The sequence below is a fragment of the Streptomyces dangxiongensis genome (assembly GCF_003675325.1).
Classification (GTDB): Bacteria; Actinomycetota; Actinomycetes; order Streptomycetales; family Streptomycetaceae; genus Streptomyces; species Streptomyces dangxiongensis.
Genome location: NZ_CP033073.1, coordinates 7,295,287 through 7,319,900 on the forward strand (window position 1 = coordinate 7,295,287; position 24,614 = coordinate 7,319,900).

The following is a 24,614-nucleotide window of genomic DNA, read 5'->3' on the forward strand; positions in this document are numbered from 1 at the left end:
CCGTGTGCCCTGTCCGCCATAGCGGCCGGTCGCTAGGCTGACCGCGGACGACGAACCGGGAGGAGCAGGTACGTGGCCGAGACCATCACCCAGCAGCAGCCGCTCACGGGCTGGGACAAGCCCGAGCTGGACCTCAGCAGGGCCGAGTGGCAGTCCAGCAGCCAGGGCAGGGGCGATGTCCAGATCGCCTTCGTCGAGGGCTTCATCGCGATGCGCAACAGCGGCCGGCCGGACAGCCCCTCCCTGATCTTCACCCCGGCGGAATGGGGAGCCTTCGTCTCCGGCGCGCGGGAAGGGGAGTTCGACCTCACCTGAACCGGGGGTGTCGCCGGCGGATTCCGGGACACGCGACCGACAGCGCCCGGCATGGCCCCCACCTGAGCGAGGCTGTCCCCCGCAAGGGGAAGGTCGTGTCGCGGAGGTGAGGAAGACGAGTACTGCGCCGGTCATCGCCGCGGTCGACGGTTCCGGGGGCGGCCTGCGCGCCCTGGACTGGGCCTGGGACGCCGCCCGCCGCCGCGCGGCACCGCTGCGGGTGGTGCACGTACGGCAGTACGCCGCCTGGGGCCAGGCCGACGTACTGGTCGCCGGCCCGCCCGAGGCGGAGGGCGACCCGGTCATCGACGACGTGCGCACCCGTCTCGCCGAGCGCACCGGCGGCCCGGCCGTGGAGTACGTCGCCCTGGAAGGCGTCCCGGGCGCCGTCCTGCCCGAACTCGGTGCCGACGCCCAGTTGCTCGTGCTCGGCTCCCGGGGCCGCGGCGGCTTCGCCGGCCTGCTGCTCGGCTCCAACGGCCTGGCCACCGCGAGGGACGCCACATGCCCCGTGGTCGTCGTGCCGCCGCCGGACCGCGACCGGGGTGCCGCCCACGCCGTCCGTACGGAAGGGGAGCACGGCGACCGGTCCGCCGAGCCCGGCCCCCGGGTGGTCGTCGGGCTGCACGCCGACAGCCCCGACACGGCCGTGCTCGCCTTCGCCTTCGCCGAGGCCGCCCGGCGCGGAGCACGGGTGCACGCGATCGCCGCCTACCCGTGGCCCACCTACACCTGGTCCGCGCCCGGTCAGCCCGTGCCGCCCGCGGTCGACCAGGGGGCCGTGGAACAGGAGATCCGCGCTATCGCCGAAGGCTTCCTGGCCCCGCACCGCGAGCGGCACCCAGGGATCCGCGCCGACGCCGAGGTGCTGCCCGGCGACGCGGCCGGCCATGTGGTCGCCGCGTCCCGGGACGCCGACCTGGTCGTCGTCGGCCGGCACCGGCGGCGGTTGCTCGCCCCGGCCCGCATGATGGGCTCGGTCACCCAGGCCGTACTGCTGCACGCGGCAAGCCCCGTCGCGGTGGTGCCACCGGCTCCGCCGGAGTAGTGGGCTCACGGTGGTGCCGCCGGCCCCGCCGGGGCAGTGGGCCCCCGCGGTCGTGGTGCGGGCCGCCCGCCCCGCTCGATCGAGCAGTGCGGCCCCAGCCGCCCCGGTTAGCAGACCGCGCGACGCCCCGCAATCCGCCCGGTGCCGACTGACGCCCCGGCGGCTGTGGTGCGTGGCGCCATGGTGCCCGGACACACCCGAACCTAAGGTTCCGCAACACCCGCCGCTCCAGGCGCCGTCCCCGTGCGGGAGCGGCCGGGACACGTGTGTCCACCGAAGGAGCCGCCATGCCCCTGCCCCCGTTCAGCAAGGCACCCGGAGCCCCACCGCGTGCCCGGCCGCTGCCCCGCCCACTGTCCCGTCTGCTGCCCCGGCTGCTCGCCGTCCTCGCCGTCGTCGTCGGCACCGCACTCGCCGGCCCCGCGCCCGAGGCCCGCGCCGCCGTCACGCTCACCAGGGTGAGCGACTTCGGCGCCAACCCGGGCGCCCTCACCATGTACGTCTACCGGCCCGCTTCCCTCCCCGCTCACCCGCCGGTCGTCGTGGCGCTGCACGGCTGCACGCAGAACGCCCAGACGTACGCCGACAACTCCGGGCTGCCCCGGCTCGCCGACCGCGACGGCTTCCTGCTGGTGCTCGCGGAGACCGGCACCGCCAACAACCCGAACCGGTGCTTCAACTGGTTCCAGTCCACCGACAACCGGCGCGGCCAGGGTGAGGCCTCCTCGGTCCGGCAGATGGTGGGCCAGGCCGTCACCGCCTACGGCGCCGACCCCGGGCGGGTCTACGTCACCGGCCTGTCCGCGGGCGGCGCCATGACCGCGGTCATGCTCGCCGCCTACCCCGACGTGTTCTCCGCCGGCGCGGTCGTCGCGGGCCTCCCCTACGACTGCACCCGGGACAACAGCCCCTACACCTGCATGAACCCCGGCGTCGACCTCGGCCCGGCCGACTGGGCCCAGCGGGTGCGTGACGCCTACCCGTCGTACACCGGGCCGTGGCCGCGCACCGCCATCTGGTACGGCGACCAGGACACCACCGTCGTACCGCGCAACGCCACCGGGCTGCGCGACCAGTGGACGGCCCTGCACGGGCTGTCCCAGACGCCCACGCGTACGGCGACGATCGGACCGGACGCCACCCGGCAGGACCAGTACCTCGCCGCCGACGGCACGGTCGCCGTCGAGGTCGACCGCGTCCCGGGCATCGGTCACGGCACCCCGGTCGACCCGGGCACGGGCGGTGAGCAGTGCGGCAGCACCGGCGCGCCGTACTTCCTCGACTCGATCTGCTCCAGCCGCTGGATCGCCCGGTTCTTCGGCCTGGACACCTCCGACCCGGGGCAGCCCGACCCGGGCGGCGAGGACCCCGGCGGCGGTGACACGACCGCCTGCTGGACGGCGAGCAACTACGCCCACGTACAGGCCGGACGGGCCACCACCAGCGGCGGCATCACCTACGCCAACGGCTCACACCAGAACATGGGCCTGTACAACACGTTCGTCACCCACACCCTGAAGGAGTCGCCCACGGGCTACTTCACCCTCGCCGACACCGCCTGTCCCTGACCCGTGGTCAGGCGGCGCGACGGGCCGCCATGGTGGCCGACGACCCCCTACGGGCCGTCATCATGGCGGCCCCACACATGTCCGGAGCCACCACACCACCCCTAGCCTCCAGCGCGTCCCCAACCCGCTTCCCCAAGGCGCCGGAGGAACCGTATGCCTCACCGTCACACATCACCACCCGCCTCGCCCGCCTCGCCCGCCTCGCCCGCCCGGCCCGTCCGGCCAGACCGCCCGGCCCGGCGCATCGCGCTGGGCGCACTGTCGCTCGCCGCCGTCTGCTCACTGCTGGTCACCCCCGCCACGGCCGCGCCCACCGGACCGGGAACACCGGACGGCCCCTGCGCCGGCCTCACCCGGCTGCACGTCCCCGGCGCCGCCCGCCAGCAGGCCGACTGCCTGGACGAACTGACCACCGCCGGTACCGTCTCCTCCGGCCACACCGACCCGGCCGACTACGCGGGCCTCACCCCCGCCGGTCTGCCCACCCCCACGGGCGTCCCCGGCATCCAGATCGACGGCTACTTCCCGGACACCTCCACCACCAACACCGACCACGGCTGGCACCACGACTCCCAGTTCGTCATCCGGCTGCCCGACCACTGGAACGGCGGCCTGGTGGTCACCGGCACCCCGGGCAACCGCGAGCAGTACGCCAACGACCGGGCGATCGCCGACTGGGTCCTGGCCCGCGGCTACGCCTACGCCGCCACCGACAAGGGCAACACCGGCACCGCCTTCTTCCGCGACGGCCGCCGGCCCGGCGACGCCATCGCCGAATGGAACACCCGCCTCACCCAGCTCACCCGCGCCGCCCGCGCCGTCGTCATCCGGCGCTACCACCGGCCCCCGGCCCGCACCCTCGCCACCGGCCTGTCCAACGGCGGCTACCTGGTGCGCTGGCAGCTTGAGAACCACCCCGAGCTGTACGACGGGGGAGTCGACTGGGAAGGCACCCTCTGGAGCGCCGACGGCCCCAACCCGCTCACCTCACTGCCCACCGCGCTGCGCCGGTACCCCGTCTACGCCGCCGGCGGCCCCGGAGCAGCCGAGGCCGCGAGGGCGCTGCACCGGGCGGGCTTCCCGCCCGGCTCCGAGTTCCTGTGGCCGTGCCACCACCAGGTCTACTGGGACCTCACGCAGCGCATCTACCGCGAGGAGGCCGACCCCGGCTACGACGGCGCCACCGAGGCCGGCACCCCGTTCTGCTCCTCCGGCACCCCCGCCTGCGACGCCGACTACGCCTATCGGGACCGCCCCGCCGCCGTCCACCGGGCGGTCGGCCGCATCGCGCTCACCGGCCGCATCGGCAAGCCGCTGATCACCCTCCAGGGCACCCTCGACGTGCTGCTGCCGATCAACGAGGACTCCGACGTCTACGCGCGCATGGTCCACCGGGCCGGCCGCGGCTCCCTGCTGCGCTACTACCGCATCGAGGACGGTACCCACACCGACTCCCTGGCCGACGCCTTCCCCGGCAGGCTCCGCCCGATGGTCCCCTGCCACCGCTCCGCGTTCACCGCCCTGGAACGCTGGCTCGCCGGAGCCGCCCGACCGCCCGCGGACCACACGGTCGCACGCCCGGCCGGCGCGGACCCGGAGGCCCTGCTCACCGGCTGCCCGCTCGGCTGACGCGCCCCGCCCGCCGGTGCGCCGCCCGGCGCCCGCGGGTCACCCGGTGCAGCACGGGCACGTACCATGGCCGCATGTCGTTCCTCCGCCGCCGCAGCGCCACCCCTGCCGGACCCGACTTCGACGTGCTGGCCATGGACCCGGGCGACTGGCCGGGCAACCTCGGCGCGGGTCTGCTGCCCGCCCCCGACGGCACCTGCCAGGGCGTGTTCCTGCGCTACGACCTGTTCGGCGGCCGCGGCCCCGCGATGATCATCGGCAATCTGCCGGAGGGCTCCCCGGCCCGCGACGTGGCCGAGGACGAGATCCCCTTCGAGGTGGGCCAGCTACTGCTGGCGCTGGAGAACGACGAGGAGGTCACCGTCGTCGAGACCGAGGACACGCCGGTCCTCCAAGGCGACAACCTCCTCATCGTGCGGCGCCTGAAGCTGTCCGAGAGCCGCGTGTCCTGCGTCCAGTTCGACCGCAGCGACGGCGTCCTCGTCACCATCGCCGCCTGGGACCGTCCCATCACCGACGACCTGTACGCCCTGCTGAAGCCGCTCCCGGCGGAGCTTTTCCAGCAGGGCTGAGACCGTGGGCCGCTAATGGCGGACCGAGCCCCCGAGCGTCACGTCCGCGGCGCGGACGAACGCGACCCGGTGGCCGTACTGGATCTCGTAGTACAGGTCCTCGCCCACCACGACCCGGTGTGAGCCGGTGGTGAAGGTGACCGCGTAGTAGTACTCGCCCGGCACCTCGTCACCGGCCACGTACGCCTGTCCGGCCGGGATCGTGTACGGCAGCGGCACCACCGACTGGGCCGGGACGTCCGCCGGATAGGCCTCCTTCTCCGGGTATGCGCGCCCGGACACCGGAACGCTCGTCAGGCCCTCCCGCGGGGTCACCACCAGGCCCCGCGCAGGCACCGCCGCGGGTTCCTCGCGCGGGTTCCGGAACCAGGCCTTCTGCCCCAGGTACCAGATGGCCGTCCAGTCGCCCCAGCGATCGGCCACCGCGTACTGCTGGCCGGTGGAGACCCGCGAGGACAGGTCGTTCACCCCGTTGGTCGGGTCCGTCCTCAGGCCGATGTCCCTGACCAGCGGGGCGGTCGTGTCGTGGTCCGTGTAGAGCCGCACCTCGCTGGAGCCGTGCGCCGTGCAGGGCTCGCCCTTGGTGGTGCAGCCGGTGTACGTGGGCCGGTTGGAGTCGTAGTCCGGCAGGATCGTCACCACGGGGGAGTGCCGGCGTGCCGTGGGCCGGAACGGGTGGCCCAGCAGTTGGAAGTAGTGCCGCCAGTCCCAGTACGGGCCGGGGTCCGTGTGCATGCCCGGGACGGTGGAGGCGGTCGGTCCCGGCACGTTGTCGTGGCCCAGGATGTGCTGCCGGTCCAGCGGGAAGTCGTACGTCCTGGACAGGTACCTGACCAGCCGGGCCGAGGCACGGTACATCGCCTCCGTGTACCAGGCGTCCGGGCTGGCGAGGAAGCCCTCGTGCTCGATACCGATCGACTTCGCGTTGACGTACCAGTTGCCCGCGTGCCAGGCGACATCCTTCGCCTTGACGTGCTGGGCGATCAGACCGTCGGTGGAGCGGATCGTGTAGTTCCAGGACACATAGGTCGGGTCCTGGATCAGGTTCATGACCCCGTCCCAAGCCCCCTCCGTGTCATGGATGACGATGTACTTGATGCTCTGTGAGGCCGGACGGTCGCCCAGGTCGTGGTTGCCGTAGTCGTTGTCCCCGAACTCCGCGTACGGTGCCGGGACCGATTCGCAGGAAACCGACCTCGGGCACTCGGTGTCGTCCGTGGGCAGCGTGCGCAGGCCGGCCCGCCGCAGCGGGGCGGTGTCCGGGGCCAGCCGCGGCTGCGCGGCCAGGACCACGCGCTGGCCGTCGTCGGTGGTGCGCTCCTCGCCCGTCCGCAGTACGTCGTACACGTCGTCGGCGTACGCCGCCGCGGTGGCCTGGTCGTCGGCGCCGGAGAACCGGGCCACCGCGCCGTACCAGTCGGCCGGGTCGGCGCTCGGCGGCTCGCCCAGCTCCTTCTGTGCGGCGGCCAGCAGGGCGGCGCCGCCGGCCACGTTCGCCGCCGCGTCGGCGCGCAGTTCTCCCGCCGGGATGCCGGTCAGCTCCGCCGCCTTCGGCAGGGTTCGCAGCCGGGCCGGGAGCGCGGAGGCGGCCGGCTTCCCGGCGGCCGGGAACAGCGCGGTACGTGCGGCGTCGCCCCGGGGGTCCTCGGTCGCCCCGGCGAAGTGTTCCGAGGCGGCGATCGCGGCCCGGGCGTCAGTGAGGTGCATCGGGCCGTAGCCGCCGGTGACGCTGGGCGCGCCCCCGTGCCCGTCCCAGCGGGACTGGAGGTAGGAGACGGCCAGCAGGACGCTCTGCGGCACGTGGTAGTCGGCCGCCGCGGTGGCGAACGCGTGCTGGAGCCGGTCCGGCGAGGGGTCGGTGACACGGTGGGCGGGGGCCATGCCCAGCAGGGGCAGCAGCAGGGCCGCGGAGGCGAGCGGGACGGCGGTCCGCCGCAGAGGTCTGCGACCGGGCATGGACGTGGGGTCGGTGGCGGATCCTCGCAATGCGGCCTCCTGTGACGGGCGGAGCGTGGCGGGGCGTGCGGCGCCGAGCTGGGTCAGTGGTACCGGCTTGCCGACGATCCGTCAATAATGCCTGTCAGAAGGTGATTTCCCACGTCACGAAGGGTTTACGGCGAGTTTCGCGGCGATGGTGCCCGGGCCTGCGGGGCATCACTGGCGTAGACCAGTGGCCGCCGCGCCCGGACATGCGCGAAGGTCCGCGGCGCGCCGCCGCTGAGGGACGCACCGCGGACCTTCACCCGGGTCAGCGGGTGCCGACCGCCGCCCGGACGGCCTTGCGGGCCATCTGGCAGTCGTCGTGCAGCCGCCTGAGCAGCAGCCGCTGCTCCTCACCGGACGTCAGGGCACCCGCCTGGGCCGCCGGCGCCGGGTCGTGCATCGAACGCTGCACGGCCGTCTCGTACGTCCGGATCTCCCGGGTCAGCAGGAGCATCAGGTTCACCAGGAAGGCGTCCCGGGACGCCGGGCCCGCCGACTGGGCGATCTGGGCGATCTGCCGCCGGGCCACCGGCGCGTCCCCGAGGACGAGCCACAGTGTCGCGAGGTCGTACCCCGGCAGATACCAGCCCGCGTGCTCCCAGTCCACCAGCACGGGACCGGCCGGGGAGAGCAGCACGTTCGACAGCAGGGCGTCGCCGTGGCAGAACTGGAGCATCCCGTGCCGGCCCACCTCGTGCGCGATGCCGTGCAGCAGCTTCTGGAGGTCGCCCAGATCGCGGTCGGTGAGCAGGCCCAGCTCGTGATAGCGGGAGATCCGGGCCGCGTAGTCCAGCGGCATGTCGAAGGTGCCCGCCGGGGGCCGCCAACCGTTGACCCGGCAGATCGCGCCGAGCGCGGCCCGGATGTCCGCGCGGGGCGGAGCCTCCACGGGATGCCGCTGGAACGCCGCCGTCCGGCCCGGCATGCGCTCGATCACCAGGGTGCAGTTGTCCGGGTCCGCCGCGATCAGCCTCGGCACCCGGACCGGCGGCCGGTGCCGGACGAACGAGCGGTAAGCGGCTATTTCCTGACGGCTCCGCTCCGCCCACACGGGCGAGTGGTCCAGCAGGCACTTGGCGACGGCCGTGCTGCGCCCCGTCGTCCCGACGAGGAGGACGGACCGTCCGCTGCGCCGCAGGACCTGCACCGGGGCGAACTCCGGACAGATCCGGTGCACCGCGGCGATCGCGGCGCGTAGCTGCGTGCCCTGGGGGCCGGACAGGTCGAGCCTCCCGCTGAGCGGTTGCGCCCCGGGCTGGCCCGGGATCCGCCGCGGCCGGCCCGCTCCCAGCACGGGCACGCCCGGGCGTGCCGCCGGGTCGAGGTACGGTCCGCCGCCCGCCGGGCGGGAGCGCAGCGGCCGGGGCGGGGCGGACACGGAGGACGACGCTGCGTACATGGGAGATACAGATCCCTTCGTGTGCCTGCGGTGCCTGCCTGTGGGTCCGTGCTTCGGACCCATGCTCCGAGCCCTGCCCGAGAGCGTGCGCCCACCCGCCCGGCCGTCCGGACACACCCTGGGGAGTGGGCCCGTCATATGTCGCGATGGGGCCGCCATATGAGGGTGGCGACCGGTCGGGGTGGCGCTTTCCTACCTGACACCCGACGCCCACTGGCACACCATCTGGCGGACCCTGGCGAACCCTGGCGAATAGTCGCCCGGCAACCTCCACGGGGCTACTGTCAACTCAGCCGAGAACCTGGGGGCTTGACGTGAGCGGACAACCCAACACCCGCCTTGCGGACCTGTTCGGCCTGGCCGGCTGGTCGAAGGGCGAACTCGCGAGGCTGGTCAACCGGCAGGCGGCGGCCATGGGCCACCCCCAGTTGGCGACCGACACCTCCCGGGTGCGGCGGTGGATCGACGTGGGGGAGATCCCCCGCGATCCGGTGCCGCGGGTGCTGGCGGCACTGTTCACCGAGCGTCTCGGCCGTGTCGTGACCATGGAGGACCTCGGTCTGGTACGGCACGGGCGTGCGGGGAAACGGCAGGGCGACGGGAAGAAGGACCATCCCGACGGTGTGCCGTGGCCGCCCGAGCGGACCGCCGCGGTCCTCACCGAATTCACGGGAATGGACCTCATGCTCAACCGACGCGGCTTGGTGGGCGCGGGTGCCGTGCTCGCCGCGGGATCCACACTCAGCAGCGCCATGTACGAGTGGCTGCACACCGACCCGGCCCTGAAGGCCGACGCCCCTGTTCTCGACGACCCCCTGCACGCCGACCCCGCCGGGTTCGACCGCTACGAGGCCGCCCCCATCGGGTGGCAGGAGATCGAGGCGCTGGAGCGCTCGGTCGAGGTGTTCCGCGCCTGGGACGCGGCCCGTGGCGGCGGGCTCCAGCGCAAGGCGGTGGTGGGCCAGCTCAACGAGGTGGGCGGCATGCTCGCCTACCGCCATCCGCCGCACCTCCAGCGGCGCCTGTGGGGCGTCGCCGCCAACCTCGCCGTGCTCGCGGGCTGGATGTCGCACGACGTCGGCCTGGAGCCCACGGCGCAGAAGTACTTCGTCATCGCCGCCCATGCCGCGAGGGAGGGCGGGGACCGGCCGCGCGCCGGTGAGGCGCTGTCGCGGGCGGCCCGGCAGATGGTGCACCTGGGCCGGCCGGACGACGCCCTGGACCTGATGAAGCTCGCCCAGTCCGGCGCCGGGGACCGTCTCCAGCCGCGGACGAAGGCGATGTTCCACACCATCGAGGCCTGGGCGCAGGCGTCGATGGGCAAGGGTCAGGCGATGCGCCGGACACTCGGACAGGCGGAGGACCTCTTCGTCTCCGAGGGGCAGGACGTGGAGCAGCCGGAGTGGATGCAGACCTTCAAGGACGAGGATCTGTACGGCATGCAGGCACTCGCCTACCGCTCCCTGGCGGAGTTCGACCCGGGCGCCGCCACACACGCCCGGTACTACGCCGAGAAGGCTCTCGCCCTGCGCGTCGACGGACGTGAACGGTCGAAGATCTTCGACCATCTGTCCATGGCCTCGGCCTGTTTCATCGGCGACGACCCCGAACAGGCCGACCGGTACGCCCGGCTGGCCCTGATGTCGATGGGCTCGAACTCCTCCCGTCGCACCTGGGACCGGCTGCGGCAGATGTACCGGCTGACCGCGCAGTACGCCGAGTACCCGAGGATCCAGGAACTGCGGGAGGAGATCAGGCTGGTCCTGCCCAGGCCGAGGGCCAAGGCGGACGGCAACACCGCCCCCGCTTAGGGAGTCGGCGCCGTCCGGGGGACGGACCGGTCAGCCGACGACCTTGGCCACGAGGACGCAGGCGTCGTCCTCGCGCCCGGCTCCGCCGAACTCCTCGACGACCGTCCGCACACAGTCCCGCGCGGTGCGCGCCGCCCGGAAGCGTGGGGCGAGGGCGAGGAGCCGTTCCACGGCCGCCGTCCTGCTGTGGCCCGGCAGCAGCGCGTCGGTGTGCAGCAGGAGCAGGTCGCCCGGCCGCAGGGTGACGGCGGACTGCCCGTACACGGCACCTGCCGAGGTGCCGAGGAGGGTGCCGTCCGGTGCGTCCAGCGCACCCCCCGTCCCGTCGCGGTACAGCAGCGGGGCGGGGTGTCCCGCCTGGGCCCAGGTCAGGGTGCGGGTCTCGGGCTGGTAGCGGCAGCAGACGGCGCTGCCGAGGGCGGGTTGCACCGTCGCGTCGATCAACTGGTTGAGCAGGGTGAGCAGTTCACCGGGCTCGGTGCCGGCCATGGCCATCCCGCGGACGGCGCCGAGCAGCATCGCCAGGCCCGAGGTGACGGCCACTCCGTGTCCGGCCACGCCGCCGACGCCGAGCAGCGTCCGGCCGTCGGACAGTTCCAGCGCGTCGTACCAGTCCGCGCCGATCGGTGTGCCGGCCGCGGCCGGCAGCCGGTGGGCGGCCAGGTCGAGGGTCTGCGGTCCCTGACGCGGGAGCCGCAGCGAACCGCGCCAGGGCGGCAGCACGGCTTCCTGTAATGCGGCCGCGATCCGGTGCTCGGTCTGCTTCTGCCGGCGGTGGCGGTGCAGCGAGTCACGGGTCTCACGCACCGTCCGCTGCTCGCGGCGCAGTTCGCTGACGTCGCGCAGCACGGCCCACATGGAGGTGGTGCCACCGTCGGGGCCCAGTACGGGTTCGCCCATCATGTGCACGGTCCGTACGGAGGTGTCGGGGCGTACGATGCGGAACTCGCCGTCGATCGGCCTGGCGTCGATCAGGCAGTCCGTGACCATCGCGGTGAGTTTCGGCCGGTCCTCCTCCAGCACCAGGGCGGGCAGTTCGTCCAGGGTGGGGGCGGGACGGGCCGGGTCGAGGCCGAGGATCTGGTACAGCTCCCCGGACCAGGTCGCCTCGTCCGTCAGCAGGTTCCACTCGGCGCTGCCGACCCGGCTGAGCAGCGAGCCGCGCGAGGCGGTGACCGGTGCGGGCCGGAGGAGCGGCGCCTCGGCGGGCCCGGCCGGAGCGGGGGCCGGGCCGTCCCGTAGCTGGGCCAGGTGGGTGTCCAGGTCGTCGAGCTGGTGCAGGGCGAGGTCGTACAGGGCGCGCTGCCAGCGTTCCTCGGGGTCCGTTCCGTCGCTCCGGGTGTCCCGCCGTACGGCGTCCACGTCGCCCTTGAGCCGTCGCGCCTGCCGGATCAGTGCCTCGACCGAGCCGGGTCCGGGTGGCTGGGTGGCTGGGCGGTCCGCGGAGACTGGGGACGGCATGACGCACTCCGATGAGGGGGGACGGTACGGCGGGGACGGCGGGGGACCGTTACGACTGTGACACAGCCCGCGACGCCCTGTAAGGGATTCGGCAACACACGATACGGTGGTGCTTCCGGCATATGTCAGAGTCTTCCCCGGCCGGTCCGCGCGGACGAACAGCGTACGCGCCGCACCGGCCAAGTCGTAGGCGGAGTACGCGGATCGAGTCAGGCGGCCCGCTCGGCCCCGTTCCGTGCCGTGTGTTCGACGCTCCTCTGTTCCCTTCTGTCACGCAGGGGCCTGTACCTGCCGAACTCTGACCGGATTTGGTGTCATGCGACAGCGCTCCGCCGACTCCTTAATGGCATGGACATCATCGTCGAACAGCTCGCCCACGCCCGGCTCATCACCGCCGAGGACCGGGAGGTGCCGGTGTCGGCCACGCTGCGCTACTCCGCGGACGATCCCCTCGCCGTCTTCGTGGACTTCCCGGCCGAGGCGGCACTGAACGGCGAGGAGGTCACCTGGACCTTCGCCCGCTCCCTGCTCGACCAGGGGCTGCGCGCCCCGGCCGGCCACGGCGATGTACAGATCTGGCCGTACGGCCGTAGCCGCACCGTCCTGGAGTTCCACTCGCCGCACGGCATGGCCCTGCTCCAGTTCCAGGCCTCGGCGCTGCGCCGCTTCCTGCTGCACACCTACGCGGTGGTCGCCGGCGGGCGGGAGGACATGGCCGGTGTGGTGGAACGGGACCTGAGCGCGCTGTTCGGCGGGGTGTGAGCCGGTGGCGGAGCGCTGCGGGGGCGGCCCCGGCCCGGCTGTGACCTCACCGCGTCCCTGCCTCACCCCACGGGCCGGGACCTCGACGACCACCGTTCGCATCCCGGTGCGGGAACTCCTGGGATCGGCATCCCTCCGAACGGCGGCGACAAGGCCGGGTTCAGTGGCCGCCTCCGGCGTACAGGGCGGGGCGCGGGGCGAGATCGACGGCCACCCTGGCGCCGGTCTCCAGCGCCCGGACGCCCGCCTCGGCGACGACGGAGGCCGCGTAGCCGTCCCAGGCGCCCGGCCCGGTGACCTCCCCGCGCCGGGTCGCGTCCACCCAGGCCTGCACCTCGCGGTCGTAGGCGTCGGCGAAGCGGACCAGGTAGTCCGGTGCCACCTCCTGGCGGGCGCACCCCCCTGCGGTGACCACCATGGTGTGCTCGTCACCGATCCGCGCGCTGCCCGCCTCGCACACGGCCTCGCAGCGCACCTGGTAGCCGAAGCCGCAGTTCACGAAGACCTCGACGTCCACCAGGGCGCCCCGCTCGGTCTCGAAGAGCACGAACTGCGGGTCGAGCAGGTCCCCGGGCGCGCCCGCGGACGGCGTGGGCCGCAGCACGGTGACCGCCGTCAGCTCCTGCCCGAGCAGCCAGCGGGCCGCGTCGATCTCGTGCGAGACGGAGCTGTTGATCAGCATCGCGCTGGTGAAGCCGGCGGGGGAGGAGACATTGCGGTGGGTGCAGTGCAGCATCAGGGGCCGGCCCAGGCCACCCCCGTCCAGCAGTGCCTTCAGTCGCCGGTACTCGGTGTCGTAGCGGCGCATGAAGCCGATCTGCGCCAGCCGGCGGCCGAGGCGCGCCTCGGCCTCCATGACCCGCAGCGCGCCGGTGGAGTCCGGCACCATGGGTTTCTCGCACAGCACCGGCAGCCCGCGGGTGAAGGCGCCGAGCAACGCCTCTTCGTGCGCCGGACCGGGAGAGGCGATGAGGACCGCCTGTACGCCCGGCGCGTCGAGCGCGGCGATCGGGTCCGGGTGCACGGTGACGCCGGTGAGGCCGGCCGCCGCCTCCCGGGCCCGGATGAGGTCGGGATCGGCCACGGCGGCCACCCTGGCTCCGCTGACCACTCGGTCGAGACGCCGTATGTGGTCGGCCCCCATGTGCCCGGCACCCAGTACCGCCACCCCCAGCAGGTCACCCATGTGCGCGCTCCCTCCCGACGGTCGGTGCCTGTCGGTGCTCGTCGGTGCTCGACGGTGCTCATCGAGGCCACGCCGTAGCGTACGCCGACGTGCAGGGGCTCTGACGGTGGCTGATCCTTGGGCGGCGGCCGGAGTTCTGGGCGTCTCCTGGGCGTCAGTAGCGCAGTACGCCCGCGATGCCGTCCGCGTCGCCCAGGGCGCCGTCGGGGACGAAGCGGACGTCGGCGCCGGTCTCCAGGCAGCGCTCGACGATCTCGTCCACGATGTCCTCGCGGGCCTCGAGATCCGCGGCGTCGGCCGGCACCAGATGGCCGCCCAGATCGCGGACGGCCGCGCGGTAGTTCTCCTCCACGGCCAGCAGCCGGACCCGGCCCTCCCGGGCGCTCTGCCACAGCTCGTCCAGGCCGGCCGCGAAGGTCCGGTGGCCGCGCGCCGAGGTGAGGTCCCGGACCACCGAGCCGGCGTCCTCGGCCGTCCGCGCCTCCAGCATCGGGCGGACCGCCTGCCACACGGCGTCGGGGCCGGCGTTCGCGAGCCCCCCGTGCGGCACGTGCACACCCGTCCTGGCGACGCTGCCCGCCTCGTCCAGCAGGGCGAGCGCCGCCTGCTCGCCGGTGACGTACAGCGGGCGGGGCCGGCCGCGCAGCACCGCGCCCAGCGCGGTGTCGGCCGTCCGCAGGAAGTGGCGCGTGTCCTCGTCGCGGAAGGTGCTCGGCAGATCGCCGACACGTTGCTGGCGTTCGGCGTCGAAATTGTCCCGGTCGCGGGTCAGCGGGAAGCCGCCGGACCGGTCCTCGACGACCCGGTCCGCGCCGCCGCTCCACAGGGTGGCGCGGTCCGCGGAGACGGACAGCACCCAGAAGGGCCGCTCGGCCGTGTGCGCGGCGACCAGGTTGCGGGTGAGGAAGGTGTCCGAGAGCACCACCCGCTCGGGGACGGACCGGGCCAGCGACCAGACCTGGTGCTCGCCCGGCGCGGCGAAGATCACCAGGCCGTCCTCGGCGTGCGTCAGGTCCACCTCGGCCAGCGCGCGGTCGAGCTGTGCCACGACGTCGGCGCGCCGCTCCCGGGTGACGCCGGGATCGCACTCCAGACGTCTGCGCGCCTCGGTCACCATGTTGCGCAGCCGGACCGGGTCCTGGCCGCTCCCGCGTTCCCGGCGGTGCGTCGGGGTCAGCACGGAAACCGCCGGATAGGGCCGCGGGCGCCGCAGTTCGGTCAGGGTCGCGGGACTCAGTGCGTGCTCCATGACAGCACGATAGGGCGGTTTCGCCTTTACGGCATTCGGGGTAATCCGGGTCATGACGATCGCGGTCCGCGCCACCGCGGGCGAACAGTCCGCGCGCGGGCTCGCGCCAAGGCTCCATGGCCTGATGAGGGCCTCCGGTGTACCCGCCGTACCGCGCCCGTCGTACGGCCGTCGGCGGAGGCGACGCCGTGACGTGCCGGTGGTTGGGGAAGTTTTTGCCTGTGGCCGGTTCCTGACGGTCATGGCCCGGCGGGCCGTCCGTCCGCGGTTTCGCGGAGGCAAAACGCGGCCGAAACCGTGGGGGCGCGCGGGGGCGCCGTGTTACGGCCACGTTGACCGGCCCCCTGGGTAGGACGGAGGCTCGTCATATAGATGCTCGATACAACTGGTTCGCCGGTCCGCCCTCCCCGACCAAGGAGAACCAGGTCGGCGCGGAGATGACCGGCAGCCTGAGGCAGGAGGTAGCGCATGTGCGGCATCACCGGATGGGTCTCCTTCGACCGCGACCTGACCGCCGAGGCCACCACATTGCATGCGATGACCGAGACGATGGCCTGCCGGGGCCCGGACGACCGCGGCACCTGGACCGAGGGCCCCGCCGCCCTGGGCCACCGCCGCCTCGCCATCATCGACCTCCCCGGCGGCCGTCAGCCGATGACCCTGCCGACTCCCGGGGGAACGATCGCCCTGGTCTACTCCGGAGAGGCGTACAACTTCACCGAACTGCGCCGCGAACTCCGGGACCGCGGCCACCGGTTCACCACCGACTCCGACACCGAGGTCGTCCTGCACGGCTACCTGGAGTGGGGCGACGCGGTCGCCGAACGGCTCAACGGCATGTACGCGTTCGCCGTCTGGGACGGCCGGCACGACAAACTCGTCATGATCCGCGACCGTATGGGCATCAAGCCGTTCTACTACCACCCCACCGCCGACGGCGTCCTGTTCGGCTCCGAACCCAAGGCCGTCCTCGCCAACCCGCTGGCCCGGCGCCGCGTCACCCTGGACGGCCTGCGCGAACTGTTCGTCATGGTGAAGACGCCGGGACACGCCATCTGGGACGGCATGCGCGAGGTGGAGCCCGGCACCGTCGTCACCGTCGACCGCTCCGGACTGTCCACCCGCGTGTACTGGCGCCTGGAGACCCGCCCGCACACCGACGACCGCGACACCACCGTCGCCGGTGTGCGCTCACTCCTCGACGACATCGTGCGCCGGCAGTTGGTCGCCGACGTGCCGCGCTGCACCCTGCTCTCCGGCGGTCTGGACTCCTCCGCCATGACCGCGATCGCCGCCCGCCAGCTCGGCGAGCAGGGCGAGAAGGTGCGCAGCTTCGCCGTCGACTTCGTCGGCCAGGCCGACCACTTCGTCGCCGACGAACTGCGCGGCACCCCCGACACGCCCTTCGTGCACGACGTGGCCCGCCTCGCCGGCACCGACCACCAGGACATCGTCCTGGACGCCCAGTCCCTCGCCGACCCGGCCGTGCGCGAGCAGGTCATCCGGGCCCGCGACCTGCCGGCCGGCCTCGGCGACATGGACGCCTCGCTGCTGCTGCTCTTCCGCGCCGTCCGGGAGAAGTCCACGGTGGCCCTGTCCGGCGAGTCCGCCGACGAGGTCTTCGGCGGTTACCTCCAGTTCTTCGACGAGGAGGCGCGCCGCGCCGACACCTTCCCCTGGCTGGCGACCATGGGCCGCCACTTCGGCGAGGACGCCGACGTGCTGCGCGCCGACCTCATCAGGTCCATGGACCTGGCGGGCTATGTCGGCGACGGCTACCGCACCGCCGTCGCCGGTATCGACCGGCTGGAGGGCGAGAGTGACTTCGAGTACCGCATGCGGCAGATCAGCCACCTCCACCTCACCCGCTTCGTGCGCATGCTGCTCGACCGCAAGGACCGGATGAGCATGGCCGTCGGCCTGGAGGTCCGGGTGCCGTTCTGCGACCACCGGCTGGTCGAGTACGTGTACAACGCCCCGTGGGCGCTGAAGTCCTTCGACGGCAGGGAGAAGAGCCTGCTGCGGGAGGCGACGGCGGACGTCCTGCCGCGCTCGGTGTACGAGCGCGTGAAGAGCCCGTACCCGTCCACCCAGGACCCGCAGTACGCCCGCGCCCTCCAGGAACAGGCCAAGGACCTGCTCACCCGGCCCTCGCACCCGGTCTTCGACCTGGTCGACCGGGACCGGGTCCGCACGGCAGCCGACCGCGACGCACCGGTCAGCACCCAGGCGGCCCGGCGCGGTCTGGAACGCACCCTGGACCTGGCGCAGTGGCTGGACCTGTACACGCCCGAGCTGGTGCTCAGCTGAGCCCGATGGCACGGTCGGCCGCCGCCGCCGACCGCTGCCACCAGGTCGTCACCGGCTCCCACACGAGGACCCGCGCCCCGGTGCCCAGCCGGGCGGCGCTGAAGGAGCGGCCCTCGTGCGCGGCCGACGCGGCCACGGTGACCGTGTCCACCCGGCGGGCCTCGGGGTCCGCCGGGTCCGCGATGGTCCGCACGTCGGCGTAGGCCGTGCCGCCCGCCGCGAGCCGGTAGGTGCCGGTGCCGCCCTCGGGCACCGGCAGGGCGGCCCCGTCCAGATCCCCGAAGGTCACCGTGGGCACGCGGTCGACGACGCAGGCGCGGGCGCCGCGGTTGGTGACGTCGACCCGCAGTACGGCCGGATCGCCGGCCACGGCCTTCGCCCGCACCGTCAGCGTCTGCCGGGCGCAGCGGTCGGGCCCCGCGTGCCCTGCGGCGGCCTTGCCGTGCGGCGCGGTGGGCCGGTCGTGGCCCGCGGCGGCCTGGCTGTGCGGTGCGGTCAGCAGCACGGCCGCCAGGGCGACCGAGGCGGCGGGTACGGTGACGGCGGCGCGGATCTGCATGACGGTGCCCCCTGTGCGGTCGTGTTCCGGATACGGCGGCCGAAGCGCGCCCGCCCAGTGTGACGGCCGGGACGGCCCCGGGGTTGCCCAGGAGCGCCCCTGTCACCCGTTCGCGCCGACCCCGCACCCGCCGACGGCGCGGACCGGTCAGCCGGCGGTGCCCCCGGTGCCGGTCTCCCCGGCCCCGTCCGCCGGACAGGAACTGCCGCTCGCGGGCAGCGAGCCGTAGAGCAGGAAGTCGTTGATCTTCCGGTGCACACACGCGGAGGAGGCGTAGCCGGTGTGGCCCTCACCCTTGCTGTCGAGGACCACGGCCGACGGGCCGAGCCGCCGGGCCGTCTCCACGGTCCACTGGTACGGCGTCGCCGGGTCGCCGCGCGTGCCCACCAGCAGCATCTTCGCCGAGTGCACGTCCCGGACCCGGTTCCGGATGAAGTCGGTCCCCCTGGGCCGGCCGTAGCACAGCAGGAGCTGGGTGAGCCGGTAGCGGCCGAAGACCGGCGAGGCCCGGTCGTACGCGGCCCGCAGAGCCGCAAGGTCCCGGGTGATGCGCGCCGCGGTGGGCCGGTCGGGGTCGTCCGCGCAGTTGATCGCCATCAGGGCGGCCGGCAGGTTGTCCATCGGGACATCCTGGACGTCGGTCAGCCCGCCGTCCGTGCGGAGCCGGCCGCGGGGCCCGTCGATGCCGCCCGACGAGAAGGCCAGGACGCGCCGGGTGTCGCCGTCCTCGATCAGCGAGGCCAGCGCGCGCTCCAGCGAGGGCCACAGCTCCTTGCCGTAGAGGGCCTGCCCGATGGCGCCGACCAGGTCCTGGCCGGTGAACGAGCCGCCGAAGTCCGTGGGCACCGGGTTCCGGTCGAGCGAGCGCACCAGCCGGACCACCTCGTCCCCGGCCGCCCGCCGGTCCTGCCCGAACGGGCAGGAGAGATCCGCCGTACACCAGTCCAGGAAGTCGTCCAGCGCGGTCTGCTGGCCCTCGGCGCCCGCCAGGCCCTGCTCGGACAGCGGCTCGGTCAGCGTGTCCACGCCGTCGAGCACGATCCGGCCGACCTTGCCCGGGAACTGCGCCGCGTACACCGAGCCGAGCCGGGTGCCGTAGGAGAAACCGAGGTAGTCGAGCTTCTTGTCACCGAGCGCCTGGCGGATGACGTCCAGGTCGCGTGAGGCGTTCACGGTGCCTATGTGGGGCAGGACCGGACCGGAGTGCCGGGCGCACTGGTCGGCGGCCTCGCGCAACTGCCGGAGCAGCTCCGCGGGCCGGCCGAGGCCGGCGTCCTCCCCGGTCACGGAGAAGGCTCCCTCACCGCCCTCGCCGCAGCTTACGGGGGAGGAGCGGCCGACGCCGCGCGGATCGAAGGTGACCACGTCGTAGCCGTTGGTCAGGTCCATGAACCGCCGGCCGTCCGCGGCCAGTTCCGGGATGCCGGCACCCCCGGGACCACCGAAGTTGAGCAGCACCGAGCCCCGGGACTGCCCGGTGGCGCGGTAGCGGGCCAGCGCGACGTCCAGGGTGCCGGCGCGTGGCCGCGCGTAGTCGAGGGGGACGGTGACCTTGGCGCACTGCAGGTCGTCCGGCATGTCCGGCGCGTCGCAGGCCTGCCACGTCACCCTCTGCCGGTAGAACCGGGACAGGTCGGGCTGCGGCCCGTCGGCGGCAGCCGCGGGCAGCCCGGCCCCGAGCAGTGCCAGGGCGAGGGCCGAGGCACCCGCGCAGCGCCGCACGGCGAGCGTGGACAGCTTGGCCAGCATCGTCGCCTCCCGGGGCGCCTGCCGCGGACCGGGTCGGCGCCCTCGGATCACCATAGGCGCGCCCCGGAGCACTCGCCTCCGGACGAGCGGGGCGGCGACCGCCGCCGTATCCTGCGCGCCCAGCGCTCCCGGATGGTCACCGAGCGGCTTTGCCCGCGGTTCGATATCGGTGCCACTCGATGGGGTGAAAGGCCGATGAGCCATAACTCCGGTGGTTCGTCCGCGTTCTCCTGAGGTGCGGGTGAGTGCCCGCGACCACGTCTGGAAGGCAGGGAACTATGAGACGGGCTACCCGAAACGGTGTGTTCGCCGTCGCCGCCGCGTCCGGTGCGATGGCCGTGGCGCTGCCGGTGTCCGCCGCCTTCGCGGCCGACGGGGCCGGCGCCCAGGGCACCGCGGCCGGTTCGCCCGGGCTGATCTCCGGCAACACCGTCCAGCTCCCCGTACACGTGCCGGTGAACGTGTGCGGCAACACCGTGAACGTGGTGGGACTGCTCAACCCGGCCGCGGGCAACACCTGCGCGAACGAGCGAACCGGGACGCGGAAGGAGACGGCCGCGGCCGGCGGCGCGTCCGCGCAGGGCGCCGCCACCGACTCGCCCGGCGTGATCTCCGGCAACGGCCTCCAGCTCCCCGTCCACGTGCCGGTCAACATCAGCGGCAACAGTGTCGACGTGGTCGGCGTGGGCAATCCGGCGACGGGCAACCGGTCGGTCAACGGTCCCGGCGACCGGGTTCGGCGCCCCCCGCACACCCCGGCCCCGGAACACCGCACCCCGAAGCCCCCGGCCGCGCCCCGGGCCCACCACCCCGCCCCGAACACCCCGCGTCCGGTGGCGTCCAGCCTGGCGCACACGGGAGCGGACATGACGGCCCCGGCCGTGGCCGGCAGCGCCGCGCTCGTCCTCACCGGCGTGATCCTGTACCGCCGCTTCCGACCGGGCGGCACCGGCTGACCCACGGCACCCGGGCCTGACCACGCTTACGGCACGCAGCGCGCTATGGCCCACCGCGCTACGGCCCGCCGCGCTTGCGTCAGCAGCGCGCTACGGGCCAGCGCGCCTGCGTCAGCACCGTGCTTGCGTCAGCAGCGCGCTACGGGCCAGCGTGCCTAAGGCCGCACCGCGCCCACGGCCCCGCCGGCCCCGGCCCGGCGGGGTCGTGCCGTCCGCGCTACCGGCCGGCGACCAGGAGTCCGTGACTCGGCCCCGCCGGGGCGGGGGCCGGGGAGCGGGCGCTTGCGACTCGGGCGCGCCGGGGCGGGTGCCGGCCCGCTGGGGCAGCCCCGTGGGCATGCCTCGACCCCCGCGCGGGGACGCCACGTTCTCCGAACCCGCAGGGCGCTGATTCCGGCAGCCCGGCCCGACTCCCCGCTCGCACAGCGGCGTCGGCGTCAGCTCTGGCGTGCGTCGGCTGATCTTCCCGTGGCGCGGCCCCCGTTGCTCCGGAAGGATGCTGTGCGGCGGTTTCCCCGACGGATACGGAGCACACCCATGACCTCTGCGGCCCCCCACGACCTCGTCGTCACGCAGGCCACCCTCGCCGACTGGCCGGTGATCAGCGGATGGGCGGCGGCGGAGGGCTGGAATCCCGGGCTGTCCGACGGACCCGCGTTCTTCGCCCAGGACCCCGACGGCTTCTTCCTCGGCCGGATCGACGGCGAGCCGGTGTCGGCCGTCTCCGTCGTCACCTACGGCCCCGACTACGCCTTCCTCGGCTGCTATCTCGTCCGCCCCGACCTGCGCGGCCACGGACATGGCCTCACCACCTGGAAGACCGCCCTGGCCCACGCGGGCAGCCGGACCGTCGGCCTCGACGGAGTCGTCGCCCAGCAGGACAACTACCGTCAGTCCGGCTTCGAACTCGCCCATCGGACGATCCGGTTCACCGGCACCGCCCCCGTCGGTGGAGTACCCGCCGGCGTCCGTCCGGCCGCCTCCGCCGACCTGGCCGCGCTCACTGCCTACGACGGCGCCTGCTGTCCCGCGGACCGCCCGCGGTTCCTCGCCGAATGGCTCACCGCACCCGGCCACCGTGCCGTCGTACGGGAGGACGGCGGGCGCCTCACCGGCTACGGCGTGATCCGCCCCGGTTACGACACCCTGCGCGTCGGCCCCCTCTTCGCCGACACCGCCGACGACGCCCGGGCTCTCTTCGCCGCCCTGACCGCCGACGTGGTCGGCCGTGAGGTCGCGATCGACGTGCCCGAGCCGAACACGGCCGGTGTCGCCCTCGCACAGGAGGCGGGACTGCGCCCCTCGTTCGAGACCGCCCGCATGTACACCGGCCCGGTCCGCGACCACGCCCGGGAGCGCGTGTTCGGGGTCACCACCCTCGAACTCGGCTGAAACGAAGAGGAGTTGAGGGTCTGACTGCCGGGATGAATCCGGCCGACCCGCCGTCCGCCGTCCGCCGTTCCCCGTCCGTCCGGCCGGGCGGCCGGTAATCCCGTTGCCGGGTCCAGCCGCTCGTGCTGGGGTGAGCCGCATGGATCATGCTGCCGTGCTCGCCCTGTACGACCGTGAGATGCGCGAGAACGCCCGCCCCGACGGGCCCGGGGCCCGGATCGAGCGGGCCGGTGCCGTCGTGCGTCAGGTCGCCGACGCGCAAGGGTGGAACGGCGTGCTCTGGTCCCGGCCGGACGCGGCGGGCGCCGACCTGGCGATCCGCGACCAGATCGACCGCTTCACGGGCCTGGGCCGGGACTTCGAGTGGAAGGTGTACGGCCACGACGAGCCGGCGGACCTCGGTGACCGGCTCCTCGCCGCCGGCTTTCGGGCCGAGCCGGAGGAGACGCTGATGATCGGCGAGGCCGCCGGGCCGGTGTCGGCCGCCGAGCCCCCTGCCGGTGTCCGGTTGGTGCGGGCCACCGATCCGGCCGGCGTGGACCTCGTGGTGGACGTCCACGAGAGGGCCTTCGGCACCGACGGCACCCGGCTTCGGCACCGGCTGCTCGCACGGCTGGCCGCCGACCCCGGCACGCTCGTCGCCGTGGTCGCGCTGGCCGGGGCGGAGCCCGTCGGCGCCGCCCGCACGGAACTGGTGCCCGGCACCCGGTTCGCCGGGCTGTGGGGCGGCGGTACCGTCGAGGCCTGGCGGGGCCGGGGCGTCTACCGGGCCCTGGTGGCCCACCGGGCCCGCGTCGCCGCCGCCCAGGGCTACCGCTACCTCCAGGTCGACGCCTCACCCCTGAGCCGCCCGATCCTGGCACGTCTCGGCCTCCACGCGCTGAGCACCACGACGCCCTACCTCTACGGAGTCTGACCCACCGGCCGGGTCCGGTCCCGTTCCGGCGCAGCCGCACCCCCGCCGCCTGACCGAGCCCCGGTCCGGTCCGGCCCGGCACGGCACGGCCACCCCACCCCCACCCGCCGCCGAAACGATCCGGCCGGCCACTCGATCCCGCCGGGTCCCTCGGTGTGCGGGGCGCCTCTGTTCACCGCCCCTTAATGCCATGTACCTTTCAATCAATCGACGCGTGTAGAACTCTCGACCAGGCTCTACGCGCGCAGACCGCGCCCGCACCGCCTCTCCCCACCCCACACGGAGGTTCGCCGGATGCCCGGAACCAGGAGTTCCCGCCGCAGACTCACCACCGCCCTGGCCGGCCTCGGGCTGCTCCTCGGCGGAGCCGCCTTCCAGCTCGGCACCGGGGCCCCCGCCCATGCGGCGGCCCAGCACCGCATCCTGTTCGACAACGCCCACGCCGAGACGGCCGGCAACGCCGACTGGATCATCTCCACCAGCCAGCCCGACCCGCTCGGCCAGGACTCCTCCCCGTCCGCCGAGACCGACTGGACCGGCGCCCTGTCCTCGTGGGGCGTCGCGCTGGAGAAGACCGGCTCCTACAGCCTGAAGACGCTGCCGCAGGGCTCCGCCCTCAGCTACGGCGGCACGTCCGCGACCGACCTGTCCAACGTCGACACGCTGGTCCTGCCGGAACCGAACACGTTGTTCACGGCCGCAGAGAAGACGGCGATCATGAATTTCGTGAAGAACGGCGGCGGTCTGTTCATGATCTCCGACCACACCGGAGCCGACCGCAACAACGACGGCGAGGACGCGGTCGAGATCTTCAACGACCTGATGACGAACAACAGCGTCGACTCAACCGACCCCTTCGGCTTCTCCATCGACTCGCTGAGCATCAGCTCCGACCACCCCGCCGCGGTCAACGACAGCACCGACCCGGTCCTGCACGGCTCCTTCGGCACCGTCACCAAGAGCCTGATCGCCAGCGGGACGACCGCCACGCTCAAGCCCGCCGACAACCCCGGTGTCAAGGGCCTGCTGTACCGCACCGGTTACTCCGGCAACACCGGCGCGTTCTTCGCCACCAGCACCTTCGGCAGCGGCCGGGTCGCGTTCTGGGGAGACAGCTCCCCGATCGACGACGGCACCGGCCAGTCCGGCAACACCCTGTACGACGGCTGGAACGACTCCGGCGCCACCGACGCGGCCCTCGCCCTCAACGCCACCGCGTGGCTGTCCGGCGCGGGCGGCGGCGGCACCGGCGGCGGCTCGACGTCCTGCACCGCCGCCCAGCTCCTCGGCAACAGCGGCTTCGAGTCCGGCAGCACGGTGTGGAGCGCCACGAGCGGTGTCATCACCAACTCGACCGGTGAGAAGGCCCGTTCCGGCTCGTACTACGCCTGGCTCGACGGAAACGGCACCGCCACCACCGACACGCTCGCCCAGTCGGTGACCATCCCGTCCGGCTGCCCGGCCACGCTCGGCTTCGCCCTGCACGTCGACACGGCGGAGACCACCACCAGCACGGCCTACGACACCCTGAAGGTCCAGGTCGTGAACGGTTCGGGCACGGTCCTCGCCACCCTGGCGGCCTATTCCAACCTCGACGCCGCGTCCGGGTACACCCAGCGCACCTTCGACCTCGGCGGCTACGCCGGGCAGACCGTCACCCTGAGGTTCACCGGCACCGAGGGCTCCAAGTACCAGACGTCGTTCGTCGTGGACGACACCGCGCTCCAGGTCGGCTGAGCCGGGGAACGG

General features: G+C 73.6%; 19 protein-coding genes. 12 read left to right on the forward strand and 7 right to left on the reverse strand.

Annotated features, from left to right (window positions below; all coding sequences use genetic code 11):
- Nucleotides 1–72 precede the first annotated feature (72 nt).
- The 5 genes from D9753_RS32850 (at nucleotide 73) to D9753_RS32870 (ending at nucleotide 5,132) form a co-directional block, all read left to right on the forward strand.
- Complete coding sequence (locus tag D9753_RS32850; RefSeq protein WP_121790300.1) at nucleotides 73–315, forward strand: DUF397 domain-containing protein; 243 nt, start codon at nucleotides 73–75, stop codon at nucleotides 313–315.
- A gap of 106 nt (nucleotides 316–421) precedes the next feature.
- A complete protein-coding gene (locus D9753_RS32855) occupies nucleotides 422–1,363 on the forward strand; it encodes a universal stress protein (RefSeq protein ID WP_121790301.1) in 942 nt (313 codons plus the stop codon).
- 287 nt (nucleotides 1,364–1,650) lie between these two features.
- The gene (locus D9753_RS32860; protein WP_121790302.1) at nucleotides 1,651–2,931 is read left to right on the forward strand and encodes an extracellular catalytic domain type 1 short-chain-length polyhydroxyalkanoate depolymerase; all 1,281 of its coding nucleotides are present in this window, start codon (nucleotides 1,651–1,653) and stop codon (nucleotides 2,929–2,931) included.
- Nucleotides 2,932–3,084: 153 nt separating this feature from the next.
- Entirely contained in the window at nucleotides 3,085–4,560 is a 1,476-nt protein-coding gene (locus D9753_RS32865; protein ID WP_121790303.1) for a 3-hydroxybutyrate oligomer hydrolase family protein, read from the forward strand.
- Nucleotides 4,561–4,634: 74 nt separating this feature from the next.
- The gene (locus D9753_RS32870; RefSeq protein ID WP_121790304.1) at nucleotides 4,635–5,132 is read left to right on the forward strand and encodes a hypothetical protein; all 498 of its coding nucleotides are present in this window, start codon (nucleotides 4,635–4,637) and stop codon (nucleotides 5,130–5,132) included.
- 12 nt (nucleotides 5,133–5,144) lie between these two features.
- Here D9753_RS32870 and D9753_RS32875 read toward each other — a convergent pair whose 3' ends face one another.
- Together D9753_RS32875 and D9753_RS32880 are read right to left on the reverse strand one after the other, a co-directional pair.
- Complete coding sequence (locus D9753_RS32875; protein WP_163010855.1) at nucleotides 5,145–7,118, reverse strand: N-acetylmuramoyl-L-alanine amidase; 1,974 nt, start codon at nucleotides 7,116–7,118, stop codon at nucleotides 5,145–5,147.
- A gap of 262 nt (nucleotides 7,119–7,380) precedes the next feature.
- Nucleotides 7,381–8,514, reverse strand: a complete 1,134-nt coding sequence (locus tag D9753_RS32880; RefSeq protein ID WP_121790306.1) for an aminoglycoside phosphotransferase family protein — start codon at nucleotides 8,512–8,514, stop codon at nucleotides 7,381–7,383.
- A gap of 314 nt (nucleotides 8,515–8,828) precedes the next feature.
- On the opposite strand from D9753_RS32880, the gene D9753_RS32885 reads away from it, so the two are divergent.
- On the forward strand, nucleotides 8,829–10,325 hold the full coding sequence (locus D9753_RS32885) for a DNA-binding protein NsdB (RefSeq protein ID WP_121790307.1): 1,497 nt from the start codon (nucleotides 8,829–8,831) through the stop codon (nucleotides 10,323–10,325).
- A 30-nt stretch (nucleotides 10,326–10,355) separates the two neighbouring features.
- Here D9753_RS32885 and D9753_RS32890 read toward each other — a convergent pair whose 3' ends face one another.
- On the reverse strand, nucleotides 10,356–11,786 hold the full coding sequence (locus tag D9753_RS32890; protein ID WP_121790308.1) for a PP2C family protein-serine/threonine phosphatase: 1,431 nt from the start codon (nucleotides 11,784–11,786) through the stop codon (nucleotides 10,356–10,358).
- 348 nt (nucleotides 11,787–12,134) lie between these two features.
- On the opposite strand from D9753_RS32890, the gene D9753_RS32895 reads away from it, so the two are divergent.
- Nucleotides 12,135–12,548 (forward strand): SsgA family sporulation/cell division regulator, encoded by a 414-nt coding sequence (locus D9753_RS32895; RefSeq protein ID WP_121790309.1) that lies wholly within the window; start codon nucleotides 12,135–12,137, stop codon nucleotides 12,546–12,548.
- 160 nt (nucleotides 12,549–12,708) lie between these two features.
- Here D9753_RS32895 and D9753_RS32900 read toward each other — a convergent pair whose 3' ends face one another.
- Nucleotides 12,709–13,734, reverse strand: coding sequence for a Gfo/Idh/MocA family protein (locus D9753_RS32900; RefSeq protein WP_121790310.1), 1,026 nt, complete (start codon nucleotides 13,732–13,734; stop codon nucleotides 12,709–12,711).
- Nucleotides 13,735–13,888: 154 nt separating this feature from the next.
- Complete coding sequence (locus tag D9753_RS32905; protein ID WP_121790311.1) at nucleotides 13,889–14,983, reverse strand: baeRF3 domain-containing protein; 1,095 nt, start codon at nucleotides 14,981–14,983, stop codon at nucleotides 13,889–13,891.
- Nucleotides 14,984–15,451: 468 nt separating this feature from the next.
- Between D9753_RS32905 and asnB the strand changes: the two genes are divergently transcribed.
- On the forward strand, nucleotides 15,452–17,293 hold the full coding sequence (gene asnB / locus D9753_RS32910) for an asparagine synthase (glutamine-hydrolyzing) (RefSeq protein WP_121790312.1): 1,842 nt from the start codon (nucleotides 15,452–15,454) through the stop codon (nucleotides 17,291–17,293).
- On the opposite strand, the gene D9753_RS32915 is transcribed toward asnB, so the two are convergent.
- Both D9753_RS32915 and D9753_RS32920 read right to left on the reverse strand, forming a co-directional pair.
- Nucleotides 17,286–17,852, reverse strand: a complete 567-nt coding sequence (locus D9753_RS32915) for a DUF4232 domain-containing protein (protein WP_121790313.1) — start codon at nucleotides 17,850–17,852, stop codon at nucleotides 17,286–17,288. The two genes, asnB and D9753_RS32915, sit on opposite strands and share 8 nt — an antisense overlap.
- A gap of 147 nt (nucleotides 17,853–17,999) precedes the next feature.
- Nucleotides 18,000–19,601, reverse strand: a complete 1,602-nt coding sequence (locus tag D9753_RS32920) for an alpha/beta hydrolase (protein WP_121790314.1) — start codon at nucleotides 19,599–19,601, stop codon at nucleotides 18,000–18,002.
- Between the two features lie 278 nt (nucleotides 19,602–19,879).
- On the opposite strand from D9753_RS32920, the gene D9753_RS32925 reads away from it, so the two are divergent.
- The 4 genes from D9753_RS32925 (at nucleotide 19,880) to D9753_RS32940 (ending at nucleotide 24,602) form a co-directional block, all read left to right on the forward strand.
- Nucleotides 19,880–20,557: a chaplin gene (locus D9753_RS32925; RefSeq protein WP_205614321.1), complete on the forward strand. Its 678-nt coding sequence runs from the start codon at nucleotides 19,880–19,882 to the stop codon at nucleotides 20,555–20,557.
- A 537-nt stretch (nucleotides 20,558–21,094) separates the two neighbouring features.
- The gene (locus D9753_RS32930) at nucleotides 21,095–21,949 is read left to right on the forward strand and encodes a GNAT family N-acetyltransferase (RefSeq protein ID WP_121790316.1); all 855 of its coding nucleotides are present in this window, start codon (nucleotides 21,095–21,097) and stop codon (nucleotides 21,947–21,949) included.
- 139 nt (nucleotides 21,950–22,088) lie between these two features.
- Nucleotides 22,089–22,865: a GNAT family N-acetyltransferase gene (locus D9753_RS32935; RefSeq protein WP_205614322.1), complete on the forward strand. Its 777-nt coding sequence runs from the start codon at nucleotides 22,089–22,091 to the stop codon at nucleotides 22,863–22,865.
- 294 nt (nucleotides 22,866–23,159) lie between these two features.
- On the forward strand, nucleotides 23,160–24,602 hold the full coding sequence (locus D9753_RS32940; RefSeq protein ID WP_121790317.1) for a M6 family metallopeptidase: 1,443 nt from the start codon (nucleotides 23,160–23,162) through the stop codon (nucleotides 24,600–24,602).
- The last annotated feature ends 12 nt before the right edge of the window (nucleotides 24,603–24,614 follow it).